The sequence below is a fragment of the Lysinibacillus sp. FSL K6-0102 genome (genome assembly GCF_038003545.1).
In the GTDB taxonomy this organism is placed as follows: Bacteria; Bacillota; Bacilli; order Bacillales_A; family Planococcaceae; genus Lysinibacillus; species Lysinibacillus capsici.
This window is the reverse complement of record NZ_JBBOPH010000001.1, coordinates 3,194,993-3,217,679: the sequence shown is the minus strand read 5'-3', so window position 1 is coordinate 3,217,679 and position 22,687 is coordinate 3,194,993. Positions and strand designations below refer to the sequence as shown.

The 22,687-nt window shown below is 38.0% G+C and carries 23 protein-coding genes; 12 read left to right on the top strand and 11 right to left on the bottom strand.

The genetic code is table 11. The features are described from left to right. The first annotated feature begins 67 nt into the window (after positions 1 to 67). The 4 genes from NYE73_RS16395 to cyoE all read left to right on the top strand — a co-directional run bounded on the left by NYE73_RS16395 (position 68) and on the right by cyoE (position 3,873). Positions 68 to 769 (top strand): tetratricopeptide repeat protein, encoded by a 702-nt coding sequence (locus tag NYE73_RS16395; protein WP_259950853.1) that lies wholly within the window; start codon positions 68 to 70, stop codon positions 767 to 769. 591 nt (positions 770 to 1,360) lie between these two features. Then, positions 1,361 to 1,918 carry a hypothetical protein gene (locus tag NYE73_RS16390; protein ID WP_066036433.1) on the top strand — a complete coding sequence of 186 codons (558 nt, stop codon included), beginning with the start codon at positions 1,361 to 1,363 and terminating at the stop codon, positions 1,916 to 1,918. A gap of 37 nt (positions 1,919 to 1,955) precedes the next feature. Then, complete coding sequence (locus NYE73_RS16385) at positions 1,956 to 2,609, top strand: alpha/beta hydrolase (RefSeq protein WP_112118233.1); 654 nt, start codon at positions 1,956 to 1,958, stop codon at positions 2,607 to 2,609. 313 nt (positions 2,610 to 2,922) lie between these two features. Next, positions 2,923 to 3,873: a heme o synthase gene (gene cyoE, locus NYE73_RS16380; protein WP_257960681.1), complete on the top strand. Its 951-nt coding sequence runs from the start codon at positions 2,923 to 2,925 to the stop codon at positions 3,871 to 3,873. Positions 3,874 to 3,942: 69 nt separating this feature from the next. Here the strand turns inward: cyoE and NYE73_RS16375 are convergent, their stop codons facing one another. From NYE73_RS16375 to NYE73_RS16350, 6 genes are all read right to left on the bottom strand, one after another. Further along, positions 3,943 to 4,677, bottom strand: a complete 735-nt coding sequence (locus NYE73_RS16375; protein WP_257960682.1) for a metallophosphoesterase — start codon at positions 4,675 to 4,677, stop codon at positions 3,943 to 3,945. A gap of 260 nt (positions 4,678 to 4,937) precedes the next feature. Further along, a complete protein-coding gene (locus tag NYE73_RS16370) occupies positions 4,938 to 5,387 on the bottom strand; it encodes a helix-turn-helix transcriptional regulator (RefSeq protein ID WP_009370152.1) in 450 nt (149 codons plus the stop codon). A 138-nt stretch (positions 5,388 to 5,525) separates the two neighbouring features. Next, positions 5,526 to 5,930, bottom strand: coding sequence for a hypothetical protein (locus NYE73_RS16365; protein WP_004227282.1), 405 nt, complete (start codon positions 5,928 to 5,930; stop codon positions 5,526 to 5,528). A 90-nt stretch (positions 5,931 to 6,020) separates the two neighbouring features. Further along, positions 6,021 to 7,355: a hemolysin family protein gene (locus NYE73_RS16360; RefSeq protein ID WP_048392236.1), complete on the bottom strand. Its 1,335-nt coding sequence runs from the start codon at positions 7,353 to 7,355 to the stop codon at positions 6,021 to 6,023. Positions 7,356 to 7,387: 32 nt separating this feature from the next. After that, a complete protein-coding gene (locus NYE73_RS16355) occupies positions 7,388 to 7,729 on the bottom strand; it encodes a MerR family transcriptional regulator (protein ID WP_233732834.1) in 342 nt (113 codons plus the stop codon). A gap of 215 nt (positions 7,730 to 7,944) precedes the next feature. Next, the gene (locus NYE73_RS16350) at positions 7,945 to 8,430 is read right to left on the bottom strand and encodes a hypothetical protein (RefSeq protein ID WP_244205700.1); all 486 of its coding nucleotides are present in this window, start codon (positions 8,428 to 8,430) and stop codon (positions 7,945 to 7,947) included. Positions 8,431 to 8,625: 195 nt separating this feature from the next. Between NYE73_RS16350 and NYE73_RS16345 the strand changes: the two genes are divergently transcribed. Next, on the top strand, positions 8,626 to 8,757 hold the full coding sequence (locus NYE73_RS16345; RefSeq protein ID WP_256389904.1) for a hypothetical protein: 132 nt from the start codon (positions 8,626 to 8,628) through the stop codon (positions 8,755 to 8,757). Positions 8,758 to 9,514: 757 nt separating this feature from the next. After that, positions 9,515 to 11,602 carry a methyl-accepting chemotaxis protein gene (locus NYE73_RS16340; RefSeq protein WP_259950855.1) on the top strand — a complete coding sequence of 696 codons (2,088 nt, stop codon included), beginning with the start codon at positions 9,515 to 9,517 and terminating at the stop codon, positions 11,600 to 11,602. Positions 11,603 to 11,662: 60 nt separating this feature from the next. Here the strand turns inward: NYE73_RS16340 and NYE73_RS16335 are convergent, their stop codons facing one another. From NYE73_RS16335 to NYE73_RS16320, 4 genes are all read right to left on the bottom strand, one after another. Beyond that, positions 11,663 to 12,235 carry a 5' nucleotidase, NT5C type gene (locus NYE73_RS16335; protein WP_048392241.1) on the bottom strand — a complete coding sequence of 191 codons (573 nt, stop codon included), beginning with the start codon at positions 12,233 to 12,235 and terminating at the stop codon, positions 11,663 to 11,665. 12 nt (positions 12,236 to 12,247) lie between these two features. Next, on the bottom strand, positions 12,248 to 13,363 hold the full coding sequence (ispG, locus tag NYE73_RS16330; protein ID WP_004230987.1) for a flavodoxin-dependent (E)-4-hydroxy-3-methylbut-2-enyl-diphosphate synthase: 1,116 nt from the start codon (positions 13,361 to 13,363) through the stop codon (positions 12,248 to 12,250). Positions 13,364 to 13,459: 96 nt separating this feature from the next. Then, positions 13,460 to 13,804: a hypothetical protein gene (locus tag NYE73_RS16325; protein ID WP_004230996.1), complete on the bottom strand. Its 345-nt coding sequence runs from the start codon at positions 13,802 to 13,804 to the stop codon at positions 13,460 to 13,462. 52 nt (positions 13,805 to 13,856) lie between these two features. Continuing rightward, a complete protein-coding gene (locus NYE73_RS16320; protein WP_066036426.1) occupies positions 13,857 to 14,375 on the bottom strand; it encodes a DUF1189 family protein in 519 nt (172 codons plus the stop codon). 194 nt (positions 14,376 to 14,569) lie between these two features. On the opposite strand from NYE73_RS16320, the gene NYE73_RS16315 reads away from it, so the two are divergent. The 4 genes from NYE73_RS16315 (at position 14,570) to NYE73_RS16300 (ending at position 20,009) form a co-directional block, all read left to right on the top strand. Further along, positions 14,570 to 16,201: a Na/Pi cotransporter family protein gene (locus NYE73_RS16315; protein ID WP_048392243.1), complete on the top strand. Its 1,632-nt coding sequence runs from the start codon at positions 14,570 to 14,572 to the stop codon at positions 16,199 to 16,201. A gap of 62 nt (positions 16,202 to 16,263) precedes the next feature. Next, complete coding sequence (locus NYE73_RS16310; protein WP_004230999.1) at positions 16,264 to 16,743, top strand: DUF456 domain-containing protein; 480 nt, start codon at positions 16,264 to 16,266, stop codon at positions 16,741 to 16,743. A 175-nt stretch (positions 16,744 to 16,918) separates the two neighbouring features. Further along, a complete protein-coding gene (locus NYE73_RS16305; protein ID WP_016995356.1) occupies positions 16,919 to 17,524 on the top strand; it encodes a superoxide dismutase in 606 nt (201 codons plus the stop codon). 280 nt (positions 17,525 to 17,804) lie between these two features. Further along, a complete protein-coding gene (locus NYE73_RS16300; RefSeq protein WP_048392244.1) occupies positions 17,805 to 20,009 on the top strand; it encodes a peptidoglycan D,D-transpeptidase FtsI family protein in 2,205 nt (734 codons plus the stop codon). Positions 20,010 to 20,265: 256 nt separating this feature from the next. On the opposite strand, the gene NYE73_RS16295 is transcribed toward NYE73_RS16300, so the two are convergent. Continuing rightward, entirely contained in the window at positions 20,266 to 20,457 is a 192-nt protein-coding gene (locus NYE73_RS16295; RefSeq protein ID WP_009370174.1) for a hypothetical protein, read from the bottom strand. 243 nt (positions 20,458 to 20,700) lie between these two features. Here NYE73_RS16295 and NYE73_RS16290 point away from each other — a divergent pair, with 243 nt between their 5' ends. Together NYE73_RS16290 and pstC are read left to right on the top strand one after the other, a co-directional pair. Continuing rightward, positions 20,701 to 21,675 (top strand): PstS family phosphate ABC transporter substrate-binding protein, encoded by a 975-nt coding sequence (locus tag NYE73_RS16290; protein WP_004231003.1) that lies wholly within the window; start codon positions 20,701 to 20,703, stop codon positions 21,673 to 21,675. A 64-nt stretch (positions 21,676 to 21,739) separates the two neighbouring features. Next, positions 21,740 to 22,687 (top strand): phosphate ABC transporter permease subunit PstC, encoded by a 948-nt coding sequence (gene pstC / locus NYE73_RS16285; protein WP_054549134.1) that lies wholly within the window; start codon positions 21,740 to 21,742, stop codon positions 22,685 to 22,687.

The following is a 22,687-nucleotide window of genomic DNA, read 5'->3' as shown; positions in this document are numbered from 1 at the left end:
ACGGTCTCTTTTGTTTTTGTAGTGTATACTAAAAATACTGAATAGTTGTACACTGGAGGAATTCTGAATGTCAATGGATGATTATTTTTATAATGGTGAACTGATGAAATGCTATGAATTAGCGAAGCAGGTGACAAACGAAGAGGACAAAGTATTGGCACAAAAATATATTCGATTATTAGAAGAATATGAATTTGATTGTTATCCAATGCCAACTGGTCATCTCGAAGTACAGCATGTGGAACGCGCTGATGAAAGCTATCCAGAATCAGATCTAGTTGCAGATATACGGGCAATAAAAGATGAAGAGTCATTTGCCAAGCGTATTCAGCAATTGGAGGAAGTCGCAAAAACTGGAACACCCGCAGACAAGGCGCAATCTTTTTTTACACAGGGGGAGCTGTTCTTATTCGCACATCATTACAATGAAAGTGTTCACTGTTTTCAGCAAGCAGTAAAGGAAAACCCAAATAAGGCTGTCTACTGGGGGATCACAGGGCAGACGATGCACCGCTTTGGCTGGATGCCATTTGATGCCCTCGGTTATTTGGAGCAAGCGATTCAGCTAGATCCAACAAATCCTCGTTGGAAATGGAATAAAGCGCTCGTACTAATTCAATTAGCTAAGGATTTGCAAATGGCTCCATTTATGGCGAATGCAGCAATCACTTTAGAGGATGCACTAGCTTCTTGTGGCGAGCAGCAGCGGTCATTGAAAGAGGCCATTCAAAATACAGTAGATAATATGGATAGCTATGTTTTCTCCTGATATCTAGAGATTCCTATTTTCATCTTTCACAAATGATCATTACTTTACAACACTATGAGGATGTCCCCAATGTATATGGAGACATCCTTATTTTGTTGAAATAAGATTATGTCAACAGCGAAAAAAGACCTTTTGGCAAGGCGTGGGTTGATTTCCGTTCCGCCAGCGTCCTTTCCAGGGGGCGTCCGATGAGCCGCTTCACTCACTTGCGTTCGCTTAAGTGGTTCACTTGTGACGATAAATCGCCCATTATTTGTATTCTTATAGGGAATAAGCTCTGGAGAAGTGATGTGTCACAACACCTCTCCATAAAGAGTAGTGAACACGTTCGCTTTATTGAAAGCCTTTGCTAAGATGATTCATTTTTATAGAGAGGAGTGGGAGCCTAATTGACTCCCGTGGGATAGAGAGTCAGGCGAGCCACTGCATGGTTCGGTAGCAGAGGATTTCCAACACAGTGAGGATGTCTCCAAAGTATATGGAGTCATCCTTTTTACTTAAAAATCAAGTGAGCGGGGTTCGTTGCCATATTTCACAATCATGGTATGATAAGAAAGAAAATGATTTGTAGATATAAAGGACGGATTTTTTATGGCACAAGAAGCGGCAAATAAGTTTATAGAAAACGTATGTAATCATTTAGTTCGCAATATGAATATTACAAAAGTGGAAGAGCATTTTAAAGAAACAATTACTATGCAGCGACAATCAGCCGCAACATCTATGGACTTTTGGGACATGTTGATGATTAATATGCTTTATTTTACTGAGAATGAACAGGCTTGGGAGCAGGAATTTCTAAATATGCTTCAAGCTAAGGAGTGGCTAAAGCCATCAGCTCTTGAAGAGGAATTATTAATGCATCAGATGCGAATTCGTCAACAAGTGGCGGAGCAATTGGATGCTGCAAAGAATTTATTCCATAAGCAATATGAGACAGAAGGCATGACAGAGGAAGCGATTATTTATGACTATGCCTATAGCTCTGCTGGGCATTCCATGCGTATGGATTTATTAACCGTGCTTGTATCCACGCCAGAGCAATCAAAAATACTCTTTGATGCAGATCCACAAGAAACGATACGAATTGTCAATGGCTATATTGCCTACCATACAGATGGATTAATTAATAAAACAAAATTACACTAATTTGTTACAAAGCTTCACGCGAAAGGAATTTGATTAAATGAATACACCATTTACTTTTAACCATACACAACCAACAAATATGGACCCTACGAAGAAGTACCCTGCTATTTTTTTGCTTCATGGCATGGGCAGCCATGAAGATGATTTACCACAATTAGTGCAGGATTTTCAAGAGCAATGTCATATATTTAGCTTACGAGGGCCAATTACGCAACATCCCGGCTATGCTTTTTTTACCATTCAAGAGGTGGGGCAACCAGATCGTGCAATCTTCGATAAAGTGTTGATTGCATTGCAACGATTTATATTAGAGGCTATCGAAGAATATCAAATCGATCCTCATAAAGTATTTGTTTTAGGCTTTAGCCAAGGTGCGGTTTTAGCACAATCACTTGCCTTTGTGATGGGGAATTTAGTGACGGGTATTGTTGCATTAAGTGGCTATACGCCAAAGTTTGTGACGGAGGAGTATGCTATTCGTTCTGTAGAACATTTACATGCTTTTATTTCGCACGGTGATTATGATTATGTAATACCTTCTCAATGGGGAATGGAAAGCAAGGAGATCTTTGAACAATTTGGTGCCAAAGTGACATTTAAACAATACCCAGATGGACATGGTGTAACACCTGATAATCTACGTGATCTAGTGGCATTTTTAGCGCAGCAACTTCAGGAAGAAATTCAATAAAAGGAAAACCGAGGCAAAAATTTGTCTCGGTTTTTTTGGCTATCGTAATATGACCTATTCTCAAATTATTTTTCTCCAATAGTGTTTGGAAGAATCGAGGCAAGAAGGTTCAAATTCACGTCAGTCGGTGGTATCATAGTAGATGTTGTGAATGAACGTGCTTTGTTAGATGAAAAACATGTACTTTATGTGAAAAGAGAGACAGAACAGAACTAAAAGGGGTAAAATAATAATTTGATGTGCTAGATGCAAATTTTGTCGCTTTCTATCGATGAAAGCGTGTAGAAATTATGGAGAAAAGGAATTAAGCTGAATGGAACAAAATCTGAAAACGGAGCATAAACCACTATCCTCCGAAAAAACAAGAGGGAAGTCATCACGTTCTTCTATTTTAGCGCAAACCGTCAAGACAGGGATTATCAAATCCAATTTAATACCTATGTGGGCTGGTTTAACGCTAGGCATGTACAAAAATAAAATGACATTTGTAGACAATATACCAGAAATCATTTTTTCAACAATCGGTTCCGCCCTTGTCATTGGAGCTGCGGGGGCCTTTAATAATGTCTATGATCGTGATATTGATGCAATTATGCCTCGTACACAAAGCAGACCAACTGTAACAGGCGAAATGTCAGCAAAATCTACTTTATCATTAGCTGTTGTAATGTTAATTATTGGCGTAGCTGTGCTGGCACTTGCTTCACCTTTAGCAGCGGCATTTGGATTATTAGGTGTATTCCTATATGTAGTCCCTTATACAATGTGGACAAAGCGTCGTACGATATATAATACAGAAATCGGTAGTATTAGTGGTGCGGTGCCACCATTAATAGGTTGGTCTGCTGTATCTACAGATATTACACACCCAGCGATACTTGGTTTATTTTTTGTTATGGTCATTTGGCAAATGCCCCACTTTTATGCTATTGCCATTCGCAAACGTATAGACTATGAAGCAGCCAGTGTACCCATGCTACCAGTTATCAAAGGGATGCGTCGAACATATTATCAAACCAATTTCTATTTAATACTATTGATTCTATCAAGCTTTTTATTTGGCTCACTAAGTGTAGGCATCATGCTTGTGGCATTGATCTTAAGTGTTGCTTGGCTAGTGATGAGTATTTACGGTTATCATAGTAATACAGATCAAGTGAAATGGGCTACCAAAATGTTTGTTTTTTCCCTATTTCACATGACTATACTATTCTCAACAGTTATTGTGTACTCGCTAGTAGGAGTTATTTTTAAGTTATATTAATTTTTCAAAAATTGCCCTGAAAAAAATAAAGTTGTGCGAAAACAATTACGAAAATAAAAACCAACAAGTTTACTCGTTACTTGTTGGTTTTTTATTGTCGACAGAAATGATTTGGCGGCTAGGCCACTCGAATGCATGTAACTGTCCGCCAAACACAGCTCCACCATCAATGCCAATAATATTATTTTCTCCGAAATAAACACGATAATCAGTTGGATCATGATGCAGGTTATACGTAGGGGTATGGCCAAAGATTACTGTTTTTTCCCCTTGATAGCCTGCGTGGAATTCCTCACGAATCCAAAGTAAGCGCATGGGGTCAGTTTCGGCTATTGCAGCACCTGGCACAACGCCACCGTGGACGAAAATAGCATCCTCTAACTCAATATATATTTCAAATGTCTCGATTAACTGTAAATGTTCTTCAAGCTTAGGGAGCGTTTTAATAAAGCTAGGCAGAGTATTACTTTGGATGGCTTCCTCAAAGTCTGCCAACTGATAGCCATAGCTTGCTAATGTTGCCTCACCACCACAAAGCCCTACCCAATGGTTCCATGGCTTAGCAAGACCTGAACGGCATGCATTGAGCATGATCGCCTCATGATTGCCTAGTAAAACTCGCGCACCTTTTGTCTGTAATTCACTCACTAAATTTAACACACCACTAGAAGAGGGCCCTCTATCAATATAATCACCAAGAAGAAAAAGCTGGTCGTTCATTGGGTCATAGTTAGCTTTTAATAATAATTCTTCCAGTAGCCCTAATTCTCCATGTATGTCACTAATTGCTAGTATACGGTTCATTTACGAGCATCCTTTCTAATAGTACAGCTTTACCCTTAAGTATAGAGAATTATTCTACAAGTTTCGACTTTTCTAGCTTCTCCTAGCTTTTTTCATAGAATTTTTAAAGAAACAATTCTCTTACTACTATGTTTATCATATGAAGGATGTTTTTATGGCTTTATTCATTTGTCTAGAGAAGATGGGTGATGAGAGGAGGGAAATGCTTGAAACGTAACAGCAGAAGCAAATTGCAATGCTCCTACTGTTTGACTTAAAAATTATATCTGTAGTTTTTCCCATGCTTGCTTAGCTATTTGTTCATCAAATGTTGAAATGAGGCGAAAATTATTGCTGTCTAAAATGCGATAATGCTGACTGATGACGTTTTGCTGTAGTCGAAAACCACCATACTCCTGAATGTTTTTCCACCATATGTATCCACCCATTGTTTTCTCTTTTGGCTGCAATGTTCCATTATTTGCGATTAAATCTACAACCTCTAATGGATCACCACCAAGCTCATGCTGTAAAATCGTACTGTCTCTACACAATGTGCAAACTGTAACAGTGGTTGTCCAGCCAGCTAGTATACGGCCCTTTTCAATTTGGACAAGTGTTTTTTTTGATAATCCTAGTAAATCACTCATTTGATCCTGTGTGAAAGCTTTTTCTGTACGGATTAATTTCAGTTTTTCTGAAACGAGTGTGATTAATTGTTCACGATTCATCCTAACACCCCTTATTTTCAGATTGTTAAGTTCCATTATACATGAAAGTAAAGAAGCGTGTTTTTCTTTCACCTTGGGAAGTGGCAAAGGTCGCGTAAAATTAAAACAGACTGCCCCTAATGGACAGTCTGTTGGATGTTAGATTTCATATTTTTTTGTATCCGAGATCACCCTGAAGTGGATGCCTTTAATCTGTGCGCTGACTTTATGGCGGAGTGTATCGATATCCACAAGCTCCTCTTTATTTTTGACACACACAGCAATCTCTTGTAAAAGCTTTGTAAAAGATTCTTTAAATAGAGAGCGCATATTATCGAAATCTAAACTACGAAAACTCCCATCAATATCGAAAGCTTCAACTGAATTTAATTGCTTGGAAGCTCCTGCAAACCGATCATCGTAGACTGTGTAATTTTCATCTGTTACCACGATAATAAATAGAACTTCTCCCGTGATTGTTTTTAACTCAATATTTGTTTTGTGTTTTTTTACATCAGTAATAATGTGAATACCATCTGAATGATATAGCTTAAATAATGTCATGTGTATGGCCCCCTGCAACTAAAATCATTTTCTCTATTCATTATATAGTGAAATGGCTAATAATGGAATAAGGAATACTGTTTCCTACTGTTACGATTGAACCTCTGTTTTAAGAGGTAGACTTTTTCGAAGAGGACGAACCTCGATATAATGAATTTGATGACCTTGTTGCTCATAGATGCTAAAAATATAGGAGCCTAGCTCAATATTTTTTGATGCTTTAATGCCGTTATTCACAGTTAAGAACCAACCACCTAATGTTTCCACTTCTTCAGCATCCAGGGTAATGTTTAATAGATTTTCTACATCTTCCACAAGCATTTTTGCATTTAATAAATAGTGATGATCTGTAATTTTTCGAATATCCGCAATTTCATCATCATCAAACTCATCTCGAATTTCACCAACAATTTCTTCTAAAATATCTTCAACCGTTACAAGACCAGATGTACCACCATATTCATCCATTAGGATAGCCATATGGATTCGTTCCTTTTGCATACGTACAAGTAATTCTTGAATGGGCATTGTTTCAATTACGCGAATGACTGGATTTATGAAATCTTCTAGAACTAAGGAGTCGTCTGTAAGTTGTTCAAGTAGACCCTGCGTTAGTAGTTCTTTCGCATTGATGAAACCTAATATATTATCTCGGTCCCCATCATAGATCGGGTAACGCGTATATTTTTCAGAAGCGATGTAATGAATAATGTTTGTAAAAGATTCATTTTGTTCAATTCCAATAATTTCTGTTCGGGGAACCATGATTTCACGAGCAATACGTTCATCAAATTCAAAGACGTTATTGACATATTTGAGTTCAGATTTATTGATTTCACCACTCTTAAAGCTTTCAGACAGTAATAATCGCAATTCTTCCTCTGTATGAGATAGCTCATGTTCGCTAGCAGGTTTCATACCGAATAAGCCAACTAACACGCGTGCAGAACCGTTCAAGAACCAAATAAATGGATACATGATCTTATAGAAAAACATAATGGGTTTTGCGAAAAGAAGTGTAATGGATTCAGCTTTTTGAATGGCAGCTGTTTTTGGGGCTAATTCGCCGACCACTACATGTAAAAACGTAGCAATGGCAAAGGCTGTTCCAATTGTAAAGATCGTCATATATTTATCAGAAATGCCGATTATTTCGAATAGCGGGTGAAGCATAAATTCAAAAGTTTTTTCACCAACCATCCCGATACCAAGAGCGGTTACAGTAATCCCTAATTGACACGCTGATAAGTATTCATCTAAATGTTGAACAACATGTTTAGCAGCAACTGCTTTTTTATTGCCTTCTGCAACCAGCTGATCGAGTCTTGAGGAACGTACTTTTACAATGGCAAATTCTGTTGCCACGAAAAAGCCTGTTAAAGCTAATAGAATGGTAAAAATCGATAGGTTTATTATGGTCTCCAAATAGTCGTTCTGTAAAAACAGAACGTCACCTCCTAATTATGAATGAGTAATAATAAAGATTGCATTAATGCAATACTTTCGGGTGAAACATTTTTCTTAATCGTTTCAATTTTTTTATCATCTTGCTTGTTCATTTGTGCGAGCAGAGATGTAACATCATGCTCTAAATCTTGCATTTTTAAACGAAGCACCTGTACATCGATTTCTTCATAGGGTGTGATGTTTAACTCATGTTGGATTTGTACAAGTGAAAGCCCCTGTTGTTTGCGCTGTTCAATAAATTGAAGCCGTTTAATCATGGCTTGGTCATAGTAGCGATAATTTGCTGCAGAACGTTCTGCATCTAGCAAACCAATATTTGTATAGTAATCAATTGTTCGTTTAGTAATGCCTGTTTTTTCTGCAAGCTCGCCAATCTTTAATTTTTCTGTCCCAATGCAAACACCTCCAAACCATCACGTGATACTTTGATTATAACGTGATGGTTTTAGTTTATTCAAATGATAGCCTTTGATATTTCGAAATTATAAGATTTTTTACAAAAAAAGAACGTTTCTACCATGATTAAATGGTAGAGACGTTCCTAGGTTTAAGGAAGTAAATAAATATCGTATAGGTGATGGAGTGCTTCCTCACCATTTTTTTGTAAGAGAATTTCATCATTATATGTAAGTGTTATGCTCGTTTGTTGGCTATCAATTTTGTCGTCAATTATTTGACAGGTAACAGTCACAAAGCCTGATTCAGTAAGCTTTTCTTTCATATCGTCACTCCACGCCTGATCAGAAAATAGTGGAGGCTGCCAAGTACCTCTCACATGTAGCTCATTTTTTTCAAGGTCATAATCCCAGCGTATGTCACGTAAAATAGTTTTAAATAGGTCATTAACCGTAAACGATGTATCTTTATAGTTAATGTCTAGAGCACGTATTGCATGGACATCTCGGCTAACTGCACTAGCTGCGGAATTAGCAGCTGAATTGATGCCTGAGGCAGCATCTTTAATTTCTGAAAATCGACCACCACATCCAGAAAGTAGTGCGCAGATGCATGTGATACAAGCAACTTTTGTCATCCATTTCACAAGTAGTCCCTCCAGTCTAGTAAGTTGTTATAACTATCTTAACGAAAAGAAAAATATGAAGAAAGGGCATGAAGGCGGTAGTTTGTGACGGTTTTGCAACGATGCGACCTCCACTTGATTGTTCGGCATTTGAGAATTATATAAGTCTGAATATTTAGTAAAAAAACAAAAGAATGGGAGCGGTTTGTGATGAAAATTAATGATGAAATGCTTGATCGATTAGGAACATATTTTGTTTATCATGCTGTTTATGATACTTATGGAATTACGTTTGAAAACTTTGTGGAGCGTTGGCTACGAGGCATACTTGACATATAATGAGCTGTACTTTAAAAAACTCCTGGAAACAGGAGTTTTTATCTATAAAAAATACATATTTACTCTTAAATGAGATACTTTACTCATGTCTAATGATGCTATAATTAGCTTAATTGGTTACGTATCTATTACTTTCTATCTAAAGGGGATGATGCATATGAATTTATTGGGGAAAATTCTCACAACTGTCATTTGAACAGTAGGTATTCGTAATTCTAACAGCTGTGAATATTTATCAAACAAAAAATTTAACGATAGAAACAGCTCAAAAAATGGCACAAGCAGAAACATCTAATATCGCGTACCAGATTCAAAATTTAATAAACAAGCACTTGATGTCTTCTTACAACATATCGTTATTACTGTGGCGCAAATTGAGGAAGTGACAACTGCCTCTCTTTTAATTTAAAAGGAAATGGTAGAGGTAGTGCGGGCAGTGGAAAAATATGACGGCTGTCAGCCAGCAATCCTCAGCAGAAACAAGGGAGCTATTAGCAACGATGGAGCAGCAAAATCCCGCGGTTCAAAAAATATGGCAGAAAGCTTATCAGGTATGACGAACTCCTTACAACAAACACTAGCAAAATTCCATTTTTAGTAGAGAACTAAGACTGCATGTCATCTTCTGTACAACGGGATGACATACGGCTAAATTGTAAGTTAATTACCACCAAAAATATTTTTCTGAATATTTAGTTATTTATTGACGCATAAATGCTATTATTTATTTAGTTGCTATAGGCAGGAGCTGGTACATATGAAATTACTACATAAAATATTACTGACAACGTTATCTACAATGATGATTGTGTTCATCATTATTTTAAGTGTCAATATTGTAAAAACTAATTCATTAGCAGTGGAGGATGCACGACAGCTTGCTCAATCGCGGGCGTCCGAAAGTGCATATAAAATGCAAATGGAACTTGATTATGCGATGGATACAGCAAGGACAGTAGCCTCTAATCTCCAAGCAATGGTAGCCAATCATAAGGGAGATCGTGATTTAGCAAACGAGATGCTCAAACAATTACTCGAACACAATGACACCTTTCTAGGGGTTTGGACGATTTGGGAGCCAAATGCCTTTGATGGACAAGATGCTCATTTTGCCAATTTGAAAGGGCATGATGCATCAGGTCGTTTCCTTCCATATTGGGCACGCAGCAACAATGGTGTGACGCTTGCTCCTCTAGAAGACTATGAAACTAGTGATTATTATGTATTACCTAAAACGTTGAAACAAGAGGTTATTTTAGAGCCGTTAACTTACCCAGTTGACGGTCAGGATGTATTGATGACTTCCACAGCTATACCTATTCAAATAGATGGAAAAGTCGTTGGTCTTGTTGGAATTGATATAAGCTTAGAGACATTGGTTGCCATTAATAATGAAATTGTACTCTATGATACAGGGTATAGTGCCATTGTGTCTCATAAGGGGACATTTGTTTCCCACCCATCTCCTGATTATGTCAATAGACCAGTGACTGAAATGGAAAAATATAAAAATACGGATAAAATTCTGTCTGCTGTTGAACAGGGCAAACCCTATCTAGTAGAGGATTATTCATCCTATTTACAGGAAGCTTCCTTTATTGCTGTCTCACCTATCCAAATTGGTCAAACGTCGACACCGTGGGCATTGCAGGTAATTATTCCATCTGATGAGGTAATGGCAGCCGCAAGTGAGGCAATGTGGTTATCAATACTACTAGCTATTATTGGTATTATTGTATTAGTTGGTGCCATTACTTGGATAGCTCAACGGATCGTCAAACCAGTAGTTCAGACAGTGGAACAGGTCAAAACCATTGCTGGTGGAAATTTAGCAGTGGAGCCGTTACAGGTTCGTTCGAAGGATGAAATTGGCGAGCTTGCACATGCAATGAATCATATGACAGACAATATGCGTGAGCTGTTACAAGCGGCTACACATATTTCCAATCAGGTGAATGTATACAGCGGAGAATTACGTGCTTCTACCAATGATATGAGCATCAGTATCGAACAGGTGCTAACAACAACAAGTGAGTTGGCGACAGGTGCTACCGTACAAGCCGAACAGGCCTCTACTACTTTAGGCGTTACACAAGAGGTTGAGCAGAAATTGCAAGCAATTCAAATGGCAATTGAAGAAATGCTTCAGGATTCTCAGCTTACAACAGCGTCTTCTAAACAAGGATTAATTCATGCAGAGCAGTCTATTCAAGGGATGGAAGTGATGTCTGAAAAAGTGTCACTGACAGCTATGGTCGTCCAACAGCTCAGCGACCAATCAACAGAAATTAATCGTATTTTACAAGTCATTAATGCTATTGCAGGTCAAACAAATTTATTAGCATTAAATGCGGCGATAGAAGCTGCTCGTGCAGGTGAGCATGGCAAGGGCTTTTCGATTGTGGCAGAGGAAGTACGAAAGCTTGCAGAAGAATCAGCCAAATCAACAAGCCAAATCGCCTCCATTATTGATATGGTTGTTAGGGAAGCAGCAAAGGCTAGTGATGCTATGCAAAGTGTTGTCTTAGCTGTGGAAAACAATACGCAATATATTGATGCCAATAAGCAGGCACTTGATGCGATTTTACGCCATATTGTCGATACAGTAGCGCAAATCGATAATGTGACAGTTGCCTCCAGTGTCATTCAAAGGGAGACGCAGGAGGTTGTACGTGCAGTGGAAAATATGACAGCTGTTAGCCAGCAATCCTCAGCAGGAACAGAGGAGTTATTGGCAACGATGGAACAGCAGAATTTAGCGGTTCATGACATCAATAGCAAAGCCAAACAATTAACAGCTATGACGGACTCTTTACAGGCAGCACTAGCTAAATTTCAATATTAAATTAAAAGAGCTGTAGGCAAGGTGAAATTTTCATCCAACCTTGCCTACAGCTCTTAATACTTATTTGAAAAATTGTGTAATAAATTGATTCGCTTCCTGCCAGTTATAAACCCTTACAACATTATTAGGAACGGCAAGACGATTATAAGGTGTATCAAATAACACAACAGGTATTTTTAATTCCTCTGCCAGCATCACCGCATTATCATGCTTATCCTCAAAGAAAGCTTCTACACGATGTTTTTTTGCAGCGGCTAGTTTATCATGGCTGCCGAGAAGCTCAATATGGTCGTAAGGTATAGCTTGCGATTTAAACCAATTGACAGTGATGTCTGCTACATTTTCACCTCGTGCAGAAATATAATACAGCTCAAAATTATTTTTCCAAGCGCTTAGAATATTTTTTGCATCTTTTGCCACCTCAGAGACTTCGTACATATAAGGTTCATTTTCCTTAAACCAAGTATTAAAGGCACTTCGGTCAATAGGGTGTGGGAAGGCAGATAAAAAATCATATTCACAAACATCATCTAGCGTAATATTTACATTGTACTGTTTATTAATATGTGGAATGAGTGTACTTGGACATGTCACAGTCCCATCAATATCAATACCAAAGCGGGGCTTTTTCATGCTAGCACCTCCTTAGGCATTCGCTTTTTGAGCTTCTTCCGCTGCACGTTTTTCTTCCATTTCTGCTGCTAATTTATCAATTTCTTTCTTCAGTTCTTCCACCATTGTTTCTTCTGGCACTTTACGGACTGTTTTCCCCTTCATGAATAACAAGCCTTCACCACGGGCACCAGCAATACCGATATCTGCCTCACGCGCTTCTCCAGGACCGTTTACCGCACAGCCTAGAACAGCTACTTTTAACGGTACATTTAATTTTGAAATATATTCTTCTACTTCATTTGCAATAGAAATTAAATCAATTTCAATGCGTCCACATGTTGGGCAAGAAATCAAAGTTGCCATATTAGAAGCGAGGCCAAAGGATTTTAATAGTTCCCGTGCTACTTTAACCTCTTCTACAGGGTCAGCGGAAAGGGAGATACGTAATGTGTTTCCTATACCTTTTGATAGGATGGCTCCAAGACCTGCTGCTGATTTTACAGTACCAGCAAATAATGTTCCTGATTCTGTAATCCCTAAATGTAGCGGATAATTAAAGGCTTTAGACGCCTTTTCATAGGCTTCAATGGCAAGGTTAACGTCAGATGCCTTCATCGATACGATAATATCGTGGAAGTCCAAGTCTTCCAAAATTTTAATATGGTGTAGAGCAGATTCTACCATACCATCAGCCGTAGGATAACCGTATTTTTCTAAAATATGACGCTCTAATGAACCGGCATTTACACCAATACGAATTGGTATACCTTTTGCTTTGGCTGCATTAACAACAGCTTCCACTTTTTCTTTACGACCAATATTACCTGGATTAATACGTACTTTATCAATACCATTTTCAATGGCTTTTAATGCTAATCTATAATCAAAATGAATATCAGCTACTAATGGAATATGAATACGTTTTTTGATTTCGGCAATCGCGTCCGCTGCACGTTCATCTGGTACAGCAACACGAACAACTTGACAGCCTGCTTCCTCAAGACGAAGAATTTCTGCAACTGTTGCTTCTACATCATGTGTTTTGGTTGTACACATACTTTGAATGAATAATTCATTACTACCACCAATTGTTAAGTTACCGACACGCACAGGACGTGTATTTGAACGGTGACAAATTTCACTCATTAACTTTCTCTCCTTTTCGGGCCACTATTTTCAGCCGTCACTGTCATTTATTTTAGCAGTGTAAGAAAATAAGGACAAGGAAGAAACGCTAACTTTTCATTTTCCGCATTTGTTTTCAAGCTCAAATGAGAGAGGAAGCTTGATATTTTCACCTGGAACTAGTGCTTGTAATTGTAAGTGTGGGTTTAAGTTGTAAAAAAGTTGTAAGCGTTCTGGAAAGGTCATGGGAACTTTAGCAGGGTGTAGAGCAAATAAACTATGAATGGTATCTCCTTCAATCGTTTGCACAGTAATATAATTTGGCTCACGCTGTTGTTCACAAAGTCCGTTTTCTGAGCTCTTTGTGGATAAAGCCGCAAGTGGGATGGACCCTTCTGTTAAATCTACTTTGACGACAAAGGCAATTACGATGATGATAGTTGTTAAGATGAATGCTCGCAAAAAATCCCCTCCTTTTCTACACTATATTGAGAAGAGAGGGGATTCATGCACATTATTTTATATTTGGTTGTTTTGGATATTTTGTAAAGGCCACAATTAATAGAGAAATGGTTAAAAATAAAGATAGTACAGTGATAACAGTACTGCTAACGGGCAGATAGTCTGCTAACATCGAAAGTAACGTAGCCCAAGTGATCGCAAAGGTAGTTGTTCTCCAGATATGGCGATACTCACCCCGACGCTTCATCGCCTTCAAGATAAATAAACCTGCTAAAGCATAAAGGGCAATTTGTGCAAAAATAAGCATTGTTGTCACGACGAAAAGCATTAGGAAGGTGAATGGATATAAGAGCCATTTAATGCCCTCTATGTAATCTGTTAAACCAGTTAAACTATCCATATCGAATGTATCAACGGACATACCTGCTGCAAAACGACCTAAAGAGAATACGGACACAATGGTAATTAGTAGAAAAGTATATTGAATAACCTTTCCAATAGGTAATAAACGATAGGCTGCTAGTTTTTTAGGATGTATAAGACTATCAATAAAAAGCTGTGAGTGTTTCATGCTATATCTCCTCCAATCGATATTTTAACATGTTCAATGAGGACAAGATATGAAAGAAGTATAAATGAGGAGGGTCTTGATGTTAAAATGTTAACATTATGTAAAGAAGTTAAAGGATTTCTTTACTTTTTGTTTGGAATCATTTAATGATTAGAACGAGGGTAGTAGAGATGTAGGAATTGGAGCGAAAACAATTGACAATAGATTGGCAAAGCATTCTCTTTCAGTTTTTAGGCGGACTAGGGGTCTTTTTATTTTCCATTAAATTCATGGGGGATGGGCTTCAAAAATCAGCGGATGATCGGTTACGTGAATGGTTAAATCGCTTTACCACAAACCCTGTTATGGGTGTCCTGGTAGGTATATTTGTAACAATTTGCATACAATCAAGTTCTGCCACAACAGTCATCACTGTAGGGTTAGTGAGTGCTGGTTTTTTAACACTGCGTCAAGCAATCGGCGTCATTATGGGGGCAAATATTGGTACAACTATTACAGCATTTATTATTGGTATTAATATTGGACTCTATTTTTACCCTTTATTGGCAATTGGGGCAGCCTGTTTATTTTTCTTAAAGAAAGCAACGTATCAACATATTGGTCAGATTCTATTTGGCTTTGGCGGTTTATTTTTAGGGCTAGAGTTGATGAGTGCTAGTATGCAGGCGTTACACCAGCTTGCAGATTTTGCATCGTTAACGCTTCATTTAAGCAATCAACCGATATTAGGCATATTTTTAGGAACCATTTTCACATTACTTGTGCAAAGCTCTACCGCAACGGTGGGGGTATTGCAAGGTTTATATGCAGAACAATTAATTGGTTTAAATAGTGCCTTACCGATATTGTTTGGGGAAAATATTGGCACGACCATTACAGCTGTTTTAGCTTCTCTTGGTGCTTCTATTTACGCTAAGCGTGCAGCAGCGGCTCATGTATTATTTAATGTGATTGGGACGATTATTTTCATGTTATTGTTCACACCGTTTATGCAATATGTACAGTGGATCAGTGGCGTATTTCATTTAGAGCCTCGCATGCAGATTGCCATTGCTCATGGCTCATTCAATGTCTTTAATATGATGATCCAACTACCATTTATTGCTGGACTCGCAGCCTTAGTTACAAAGCTATTGCCGGGACATGATGGCCATATCAATGTAACAACTAAGCATTTAGATCCTTCATTCATTGATTCCTCTCCTGCTATTGCGCTAGGTCAAGCTAAAGAAGAGGTATTACGCATGGGTGAACATGCATTGCGTGGGTTAGAAGAAACGTTTTTATATATGAAATCTGGAGAGACAGAGCATATTCCAACGGTGCTACAGCTAGAAGTCGGGCTTAATCATCTAGACAATGAAATTACTGATTATTTAGTAATGGTGTCTAAGCAGCCTCTTTCCCGTGCAGACTCTGTAAGACATCATACTTTATTGACAAATGTAAGGGATTTTGAACGAATTGGGGATCATTTTGAAAATATATTAGAGCTTTTACAGTACAAGGATCACCACGAGGTAAGCTTAAGTAAATCAGCGCGACAGGACTTAATAGGTATGTTTAGTTTAGCCATAGAGGCAGTGCGCAAAAGTATAGAAGCATTAGATACCGCTAGCTTAAGTTTAGCTCAAGAAGTAACAGAGCTAGAAAGCCTGATTGATGATATGGAAGATAAACTACGTCAAAAGCATATTGCCCGATTAAACACAAATGAGTGTAGTGGGGCTGCAGGAATTGTTTATATGGATATCGTTAGCAACCTAGAGCGTATAGGAGACCATGCAGTAAATATTGCAGATTCTATTTTAGGCATTCGTCATTAATGAAACTTTTCACTTTGTTATTTCGTATGAAAGGCAATGCACGTTAAAAGGAGAGAATCTTTATGGAAGTTGTTGGCTGGATCTTAGTGATTGCCTGCTTTATTATTTCATTTATTGGTTTAGTATATCCAATTATTCCCGGAGTACTGTTTTTAGTCGGTGGGTTTTTGCTCTATGGCTTATTTTTCTCATTCGCAGAGCTAAGCTGGTGGTTTTGGGTCATTGAAATACTATTTGTCGTGTTGTTATTTGGGGCAGATACTGTGGCAAATGCGTTTGGTATCAAAAAGTTTGGTGGTTCCAATGCTGGCATGTGGGGGAGCACCATTGGGTTATTAATTGGTCCATTTGTGATCCCTGTGGCAGGGATTTTAATTGGACCATTTTTAGGGGCTGTGATTGCGGAACTAATCGTTGAGAAACGTACATTTAGTGAGGCAGTGAAAAGTGGTGTAGGTTCTTTAATTGGCTTTTTGACATCTACTGTTGTCAAGGCTGTTATTCAAATTGTTATGATTATTGTATTTTTTATCGCCATTTAATGCCTTTCTTTTAAGGTTTAGTGTGTGAGAGAAAAGGGTAAGATAGTAAACATATCGGTATTTCGGTCAAAAGGCTGAAATCTTCAAATTGAAGTATTTTTCGTTGAATGGTTTGACCAATTTTGATAATCTAAGGATGTACTAATTATTTCTTATTTTAGGGAGGAACTTAACAATGGCTTACGAATTACCACAATTAACTTACGCTTATGACGCATTAGAACCACATATCGATGCAAAAACAATGGAAATTCACCATTCTAAACACCACAATACTTATGTAACAAACTTAAACGCAGCAGTAGAAGGTACTGAATTTGCAGAAAAAGACATTAACGACTTAATCGCAAACCTAGATGCTCTTCCAGCTGACAAACAAACTGCTGTACGCAACAACGGTGGCGGACATGCTAACCATACATTATTCTGGGAAGTAATCGCTCCAGGCGGTTCAAATACACCAGTTGGTGAAGTAGCAAAAGCAATCGATGCTAAATTCGGTTCTTTCGACGCTTTCAAAGAAGAATTTGCTAAAGCTGCTACAACTCGCTTTGGTTCAGGTTGGGCTTGGTTAATCGTTGATGGTGACTCAGTTGCTGTTACGTCTACTCCAAACCAAGACTCTCCAGTAATGGAAGGGAAAACACCAGTTTTAGGCTTAGATGTATGGGAACATGCATACTACCTAAACTATCAAAACCGTCGTCCAGATTACATCGGTGCTTTCTGGAACGTAGTAAACTGGGATGTAGTAGAAGCTAAATTCCAAGCTGCAAAATAATAACGGATAAATGGCTGTGCCTAAAGTGAGCAATCACGGAGGCATAGCCTTTTTTTGTTGGATAAAACAGCAAATTAAGGGATAGAATCTGAAAATATCAGGATAATGAAGACGAAATATAAGGAGAGCGTGAAATAGGGCAACCTTTCTCCATAAAGTACCGTCAAATAAATGATGTTTTACATAAGAAATCGAAAGTGCGTGCTTTTCTGTCATACCTTCGAATGGTATACTAGGTATCGTGTATTGAAATGATCAGAAGATGAGGAGGGGAATACATATGCGCAAAGCACCTGGAAAAAATCGCGCGGCGAGTGTTAAAGCAAAACATCATTCTAACTTAACATTTCGTATGAATATCCTTTTCTTTGCAATATTTATCGTATTTTCAATGTTAATTTTTAGACTTGGCTATATGCAAATCGTCAAAGGGGAAGATTATGTACGTATTTTAGAGCGTACAGAAGAAGTTCCTGTCAACACAAGTGTACCAAGGGGACGCATGTATGATCGTTACGGTCGTATTTTAGTGGATAATCACCCGGAAAATGCCATTACGTATACGAAAATGCAAACGACCACAACAGAGGAGATGCTTGATATCGCGAAAAAGCTGGCACAGTTAATTGAACAGCCAACAAAGCGTGTCACATTGCGTGATAAACAGGATTTTTGGATATTACAAAATCACGATGCTGCCTATGAAAAAGTCACAGAGGCAGAAAAAACAAAAATTAATGCACAAGAAAATATTACAACAAGTCAAATTAATGCAGAGATTGATAAACTGGTACGGGAACGTATCACAAACGAAGAACTTTTACAATTAACAGAGGCAGATTTAGAGGTATTAGCGATTTATCGTGAAATGGTATCTGGCTATAATCTATCTCCTCAAATTATTAAAAGTGAAAATGTATCAGCTGATGAATTTGCTCGTGTATCTGAGCGTTTAACTGAACTACCAGGTGTTAATACAACAACAGACTGGAAACGTGTCAAATTATCATCTTTATCTATTCTTGGACGTACAACGGTCCCAACAAAAGGGATACCTAAAGAGAAGCTCAACTACTATTTAGCACGTGACTACTCACGTAATGACCGTGTGGGAGAAAGTTACATTGAAGCACAATATGAAGAATTATTACAAGGTCAAAAAACAGTCGTCAAAAATATTACCAATAAAAAAGGTCAAGTAGTCGATACAGTCACAACCTATGAAGGGGAGCCAGGTAAAGACTTAATCCTTTCATTGGATAGTGAGCTGCAGGCTGAAACGGATAAGATTGTAGAAGAAGAACTGCTTAACTTAAAGGCACTTCCAGGCTCCTATTTATTAGACCGTGCCTTCCTTATTATGATGGATCCAAATACAGGCGACATTTTATCGATGGTAGGTAAGAAAATAGAAAAAAATCCCGAGACAGGGCAAAATGAAGTCATTGACTATGCATATGGATCGTTTACAACAGCCTATGAGGCAGGTTCATCTGTTAAAGCAGCAACAGTCCTCACTGGCTACAATCAGGATGTTATTTCGATGGGTACTTCAATGGGAGACGAGCCGATTATATTAGCTGGCACGGACCCGAAAACATCTATTTTTAACAGGGCTGGATATATCCCGATGAATGACTTGTTAGCATTAGAACGTTCTTCCAACTCCTATATGTTTAAAATTGCGATGCTGCTTAATGGAACCCCTTATAGTTATGGTATGCCATTACGCTTAAAGGACGATACGTTCTCAAAAATGCGTAATAATTATGCGCAATTTGGTTTAGGTGTGAAAACAGGCATTGATTTACCAAATGAATTTAGCGGAGTGCGTGGTCCATCAGGTCCAACAATGGGTGGTAAAACACTTGACTTGGCGATTGGTCAGTATGATACGTATACACCACTTCAACTTGCACAATATATTTCAACAGTTGCCAATGGTGGCTATCGTATTCAGCCACATGTTGTGAAAGAGGTTCGAGACCCATCACAGGATGGGAAGCAATTAGGGCAGTTAGTAACAGAAGTAGGTCCAACTATTTTGAATCAAATAGATAATCCTAAAGAAGAGATCGATTATGTAAAGCAAGGGCTACGTCGTGTATATACTGGTTCACATGGTACAGCACGAGCACAATTTGCCGATACTCCATATACAGCTGCAGGGAAAACAGGGACAGCAGAGGTAGTGTATTATGGTCCGTTACGTGAGCACTACGGCACAAATACGATTAATTTAACGCATGTTGGCTTTGCCCCATATGAAAATCCTGAAATTGCCTATGCAGTTGTGATCCCATGGGTTAATACAAATTTAGCGCCACACTACTATCAAAATAATGTCATTGCTAGACGTTCTTTAGATAAGTATTTTGAATTAAAAGCAAAATATCAAGCTGAAAAAGTAACTGATAGCAATGTAAAACAGCCAATTTTACCAGCGATTACGGAAGAAAAAATTGGAGAGAATGAGCAGGAATAAAGGGTATTGGATATGCGCTAATACAAAACGGATTTGGAAAAATTATTTTCCAAATCCGTTTTATTTTTACTTTTTTATGAATTTTGAATGATGTTAAGCTACTTCTTAAGTAAATATGGAATGTATACGAAATGCGCAATTCAGAGGTACTTGTCAAAATTGCTGATGAACTGAATCAGTTGTGAAATTTAAACTTAACTAAGTAGTGAAAGGGGCGTTTGCATAGCAAAACGCCCCTTTCAGATATTTAGTGCCTTTATGCGGATAATTGCTGAATGGCTAATTCAAATTGCTCTCTTGGTTTTACCCCATAAAGTTCTATATTGTTATAGAAATAAGAAGCAAGCATAAAATCAATCGCCTCTTGAAGTGTGTAGTCCCGATGTTCCATTACTAATGATAAATATGTTTTAAAATAATCGACATTTTGTACTTTTGCATGTTTCATGACAAAGGTCAAACTCTCCTTATCATTAAAATAAATATTTCCTGACACAATTGCTTATTATAACACCTTTCCTATAGGAAGCAAGTTTCCCCTATTGTAAATTCATCTTTACAAACGTTTACAAAGCATTACATTCCTTTACATCTCTTTTACGAACCGTTTATACGACTTCAACAATCAGTCATTATAGTAAAGATTGTAAGACAAATAACTATAAAACAGTTCATGACGGAGGCAAATGAGATGAAAAAGTGGAAGTACTTAACGATGACAGCGGTAATGGGTTCTGCATTAATGCTAGGTGCATGTGGTAGCGATTCTGCACAAAACGGAAACAATACAGAAACGAACGCACCAGCAAGCTCAGGACAAGAAGCTGCTGATGAAAAGCTACAAGGGTCTGTAGCTGGAGATGGCTCATCAACAGTAGCACCAATCATTGAGGCAGTTGTTGAAGAGTATGCAGGTACACAACCAGATGTCAAAGTATCAGTGGGGGTTTCTGGTACTGGTGGTGGTTTTGAAAAATTCATCGCAGGTGAAACAGACTTTTCAAATGCATCTCGTAATATAAAAGATGAAGAGAAAGCGAAATTAGAAGAAGCGGGCATTGATTTTACAGAGCTAGCTTTAGCATATGACGGTTTATCAGTAGTCGTGAACCCAGAAAATGATTGGGCGAAGGACTTAACGGTAGAACAACTACAAAAAATTTGGATTGAAGATGGGACAGAGAAAAAATGGTCTGATATTGATCCATCATGGCCAGATGAAAAAATCGTTTACTATTCACCAGGTACTGATTCAGGCACATACGATTACTTTGATGAAGTGATTTTAGATGGAGCAGATCTAGTAAGCTCAGCAACATTATCAGAGGATGATAATATGCTAGTGCAAGGTGTAGCTGGTGATAAAAATGCGATTGGCTTCTTCGGTTATGCTTACTACCTTGAAAATAAAGATAAATTAAACATTGTCAAAGTAAATGGCGTAGAGCCAACAAATGAAACAATTGAAGGTGGCGAATATACACCACTTTCACGTCCATTATTCACATACGTAAAAAATAGTGCAATGAAGGACAATGAAGCAGCATACGACTTCATTAAATTTACACTTGAAAACGCAGGCGATATGGCTGAAGCAGTGGGCTATGTTCGTTTACCTGAAGAAAAATATACTGAAGGCTTAAAAACTTTAGAAGGCTTAAAATAAGAAGACATGCATAGAGGGGAAGAGATGTATGCTCTTTCCCTCACTTATTTGAAAGGAGCTCCCAATGGTTTCTCAAAAGGAAGATAAGACATCATCTGTGCAGCAATTAATTGTAAATTCGCGCAACCAAAAAACAAAGAAAATAGTGGAAAAAGCCATGCCAGCTCTATTATTTTCTGCAGCTATTATTTCGATATTAACAACATTTGGCATTGTTTTCACCCTTATTTTTGAAACGTTTGAATTCTTTAAACGTGTGTCGATTACGGATTTCCTTTTCGGTACTAAATGGTTACCGTTTTCAGGTAACGAACCGTTATTTGGGATACTGCCATTAATCGCTGGTACATTAAAAGTGACACTTATTGCAGTTGTAGTAGCTGTACCATTTGGAATTGCTTCAGCTATCTATTTAAGTGAATATGCAAGTGAGAAAACACGACGTACAGTGAAACCTATTTTAGAGGTATTAGCAGGTGTGCCAACAATTGTTTATGGCTTCTTCGCTTTAACATTTGTCACACCAGTTTTACAAGAAATTGTACCTGGACTCAAACTATTTAATGCATTAAGTCCTGGTATTGTTGTAGGGATTATGATTTTACCAATGATTACATCTCTTTCAGAAGATGCCATGTCATCTGTACCAAATAGTATGCGTGAAGGAGCCTTAGCTCTAGGTGCGACGAAATTTGAAGTAGCAATCAAAGTAGTATTACCAGCTGCGCTTTCAGGGATTGTCGCTTCTGTTGTGTTAGCTATTTCCCGGGCAATTGGAGAAACAATGATTGTATCGCTTGCAGGTGGTTCAACACCGAAATTTGACCTCAATGTGACAGACTCTATTCAAACAATGACTGCATACATTGTACAGGTTTCAACTGGTGATGCGGGTTATGGTACAACCATTTATTACTCAATTTATTCAGTAGGATTTACACTATTTATCTTTACTCTAGTAATGAATTTACTTGCTCACTATATTTCGAAACGCTTCAGGGAGGTTTACTAG

Bases quoted from the DNA above. Each gene is read 5' to 3' on its own strand.
- NYE73_RS16350 (WP_244205700.1), bottom strand. From the start codon at position 8,430: ATGACAAAAGTTGCTTGTATCACATGCATCTGCGCACTACTTTCTGGA.
- NYE73_RS16375 (WP_257960682.1), bottom strand. From the start codon at position 4,677: ATGAACCGTATACTAGCAATTAGTGACATACATGGAGAATTAGGGCTA.
- NYE73_RS16335 (WP_048392241.1), bottom strand. From the start codon at position 12,235: ATGAAAAAGCCCCGCTTTGGTATTGATATTGATGGGACTGTGACATGT.
- NYE73_RS16310 (WP_004230999.1), top strand. From the start codon at position 16,264: ATGGAAGTTGTTGGCTGGATCTTAGTGATTGCCTGCTTTATTATTTCA.
- NYE73_RS16300 (WP_048392244.1), top strand. From the start codon at position 17,805: ATGCGCAAAGCACCTGGAAAAAATCGCGCGGCGAGTGTTAAAGCAAAA.
- NYE73_RS16365 (WP_004227282.1), bottom strand. From the start codon at position 5,930: ATGACATTATTTAAGCTATATCATTCAGATGGTATTCACATTATTACT.
- NYE73_RS16370 (WP_009370152.1), bottom strand. From the start codon at position 5,387: ATGAATCGTGAACAATTAATCACACTCGTTTCAGAAAAACTGAAATTA.
- NYE73_RS16390 (WP_066036433.1), top strand. From the start codon at position 1,361: ATGGCACAAGAAGCGGCAAATAAGTTTATAGAAAACGTATGTAATCAT.
- NYE73_RS16305 (WP_016995356.1), top strand. From the start codon at position 16,919: ATGGCTTACGAATTACCACAATTAACTTACGCTTATGACGCATTAGAA.
- NYE73_RS16395 (WP_259950853.1), top strand. From the start codon at position 68: ATGTCAATGGATGATTATTTTTATAATGGTGAACTGATGAAATGCTAT.
- NYE73_RS16320 (WP_066036426.1), bottom strand. From the start codon at position 14,375: ATGAAACACTCACAGCTTTTTATTGATAGTCTTATACATCCTAAAAAA.
- cyoE (WP_257960681.1), top strand. From the start codon at position 2,923: ATGGAACAAAATCTGAAAACGGAGCATAAACCACTATCCTCCGAAAAA.
- ispG (WP_004230987.1), bottom strand. From the start codon at position 13,363: ATGAGTGAAATTTGTCACCGTTCAAATACACGTCCTGTGCGTGTCGGT.
- pstC (WP_054549134.1), top strand. From the start codon at position 21,740: ATGGTTTCTCAAAAGGAAGATAAGACATCATCTGTGCAGCAATTAATT.
- NYE73_RS16295 (WP_009370174.1), bottom strand. From the start codon at position 20,457: ATGAAACATGCAAAAGTACAAAATGTCGATTATTTTAAAACATATTTA.
- NYE73_RS16340 (WP_259950855.1), top strand. From the start codon at position 9,515: ATGAAATTACTACATAAAATATTACTGACAACGTTATCTACAATGATG.
- NYE73_RS16290 (WP_004231003.1), top strand. From the start codon at position 20,701: ATGAAAAAGTGGAAGTACTTAACGATGACAGCGGTAATGGGTTCTGCA.
- NYE73_RS16385 (WP_112118233.1), top strand. From the start codon at position 1,956: ATGAATACACCATTTACTTTTAACCATACACAACCAACAAATATGGAC.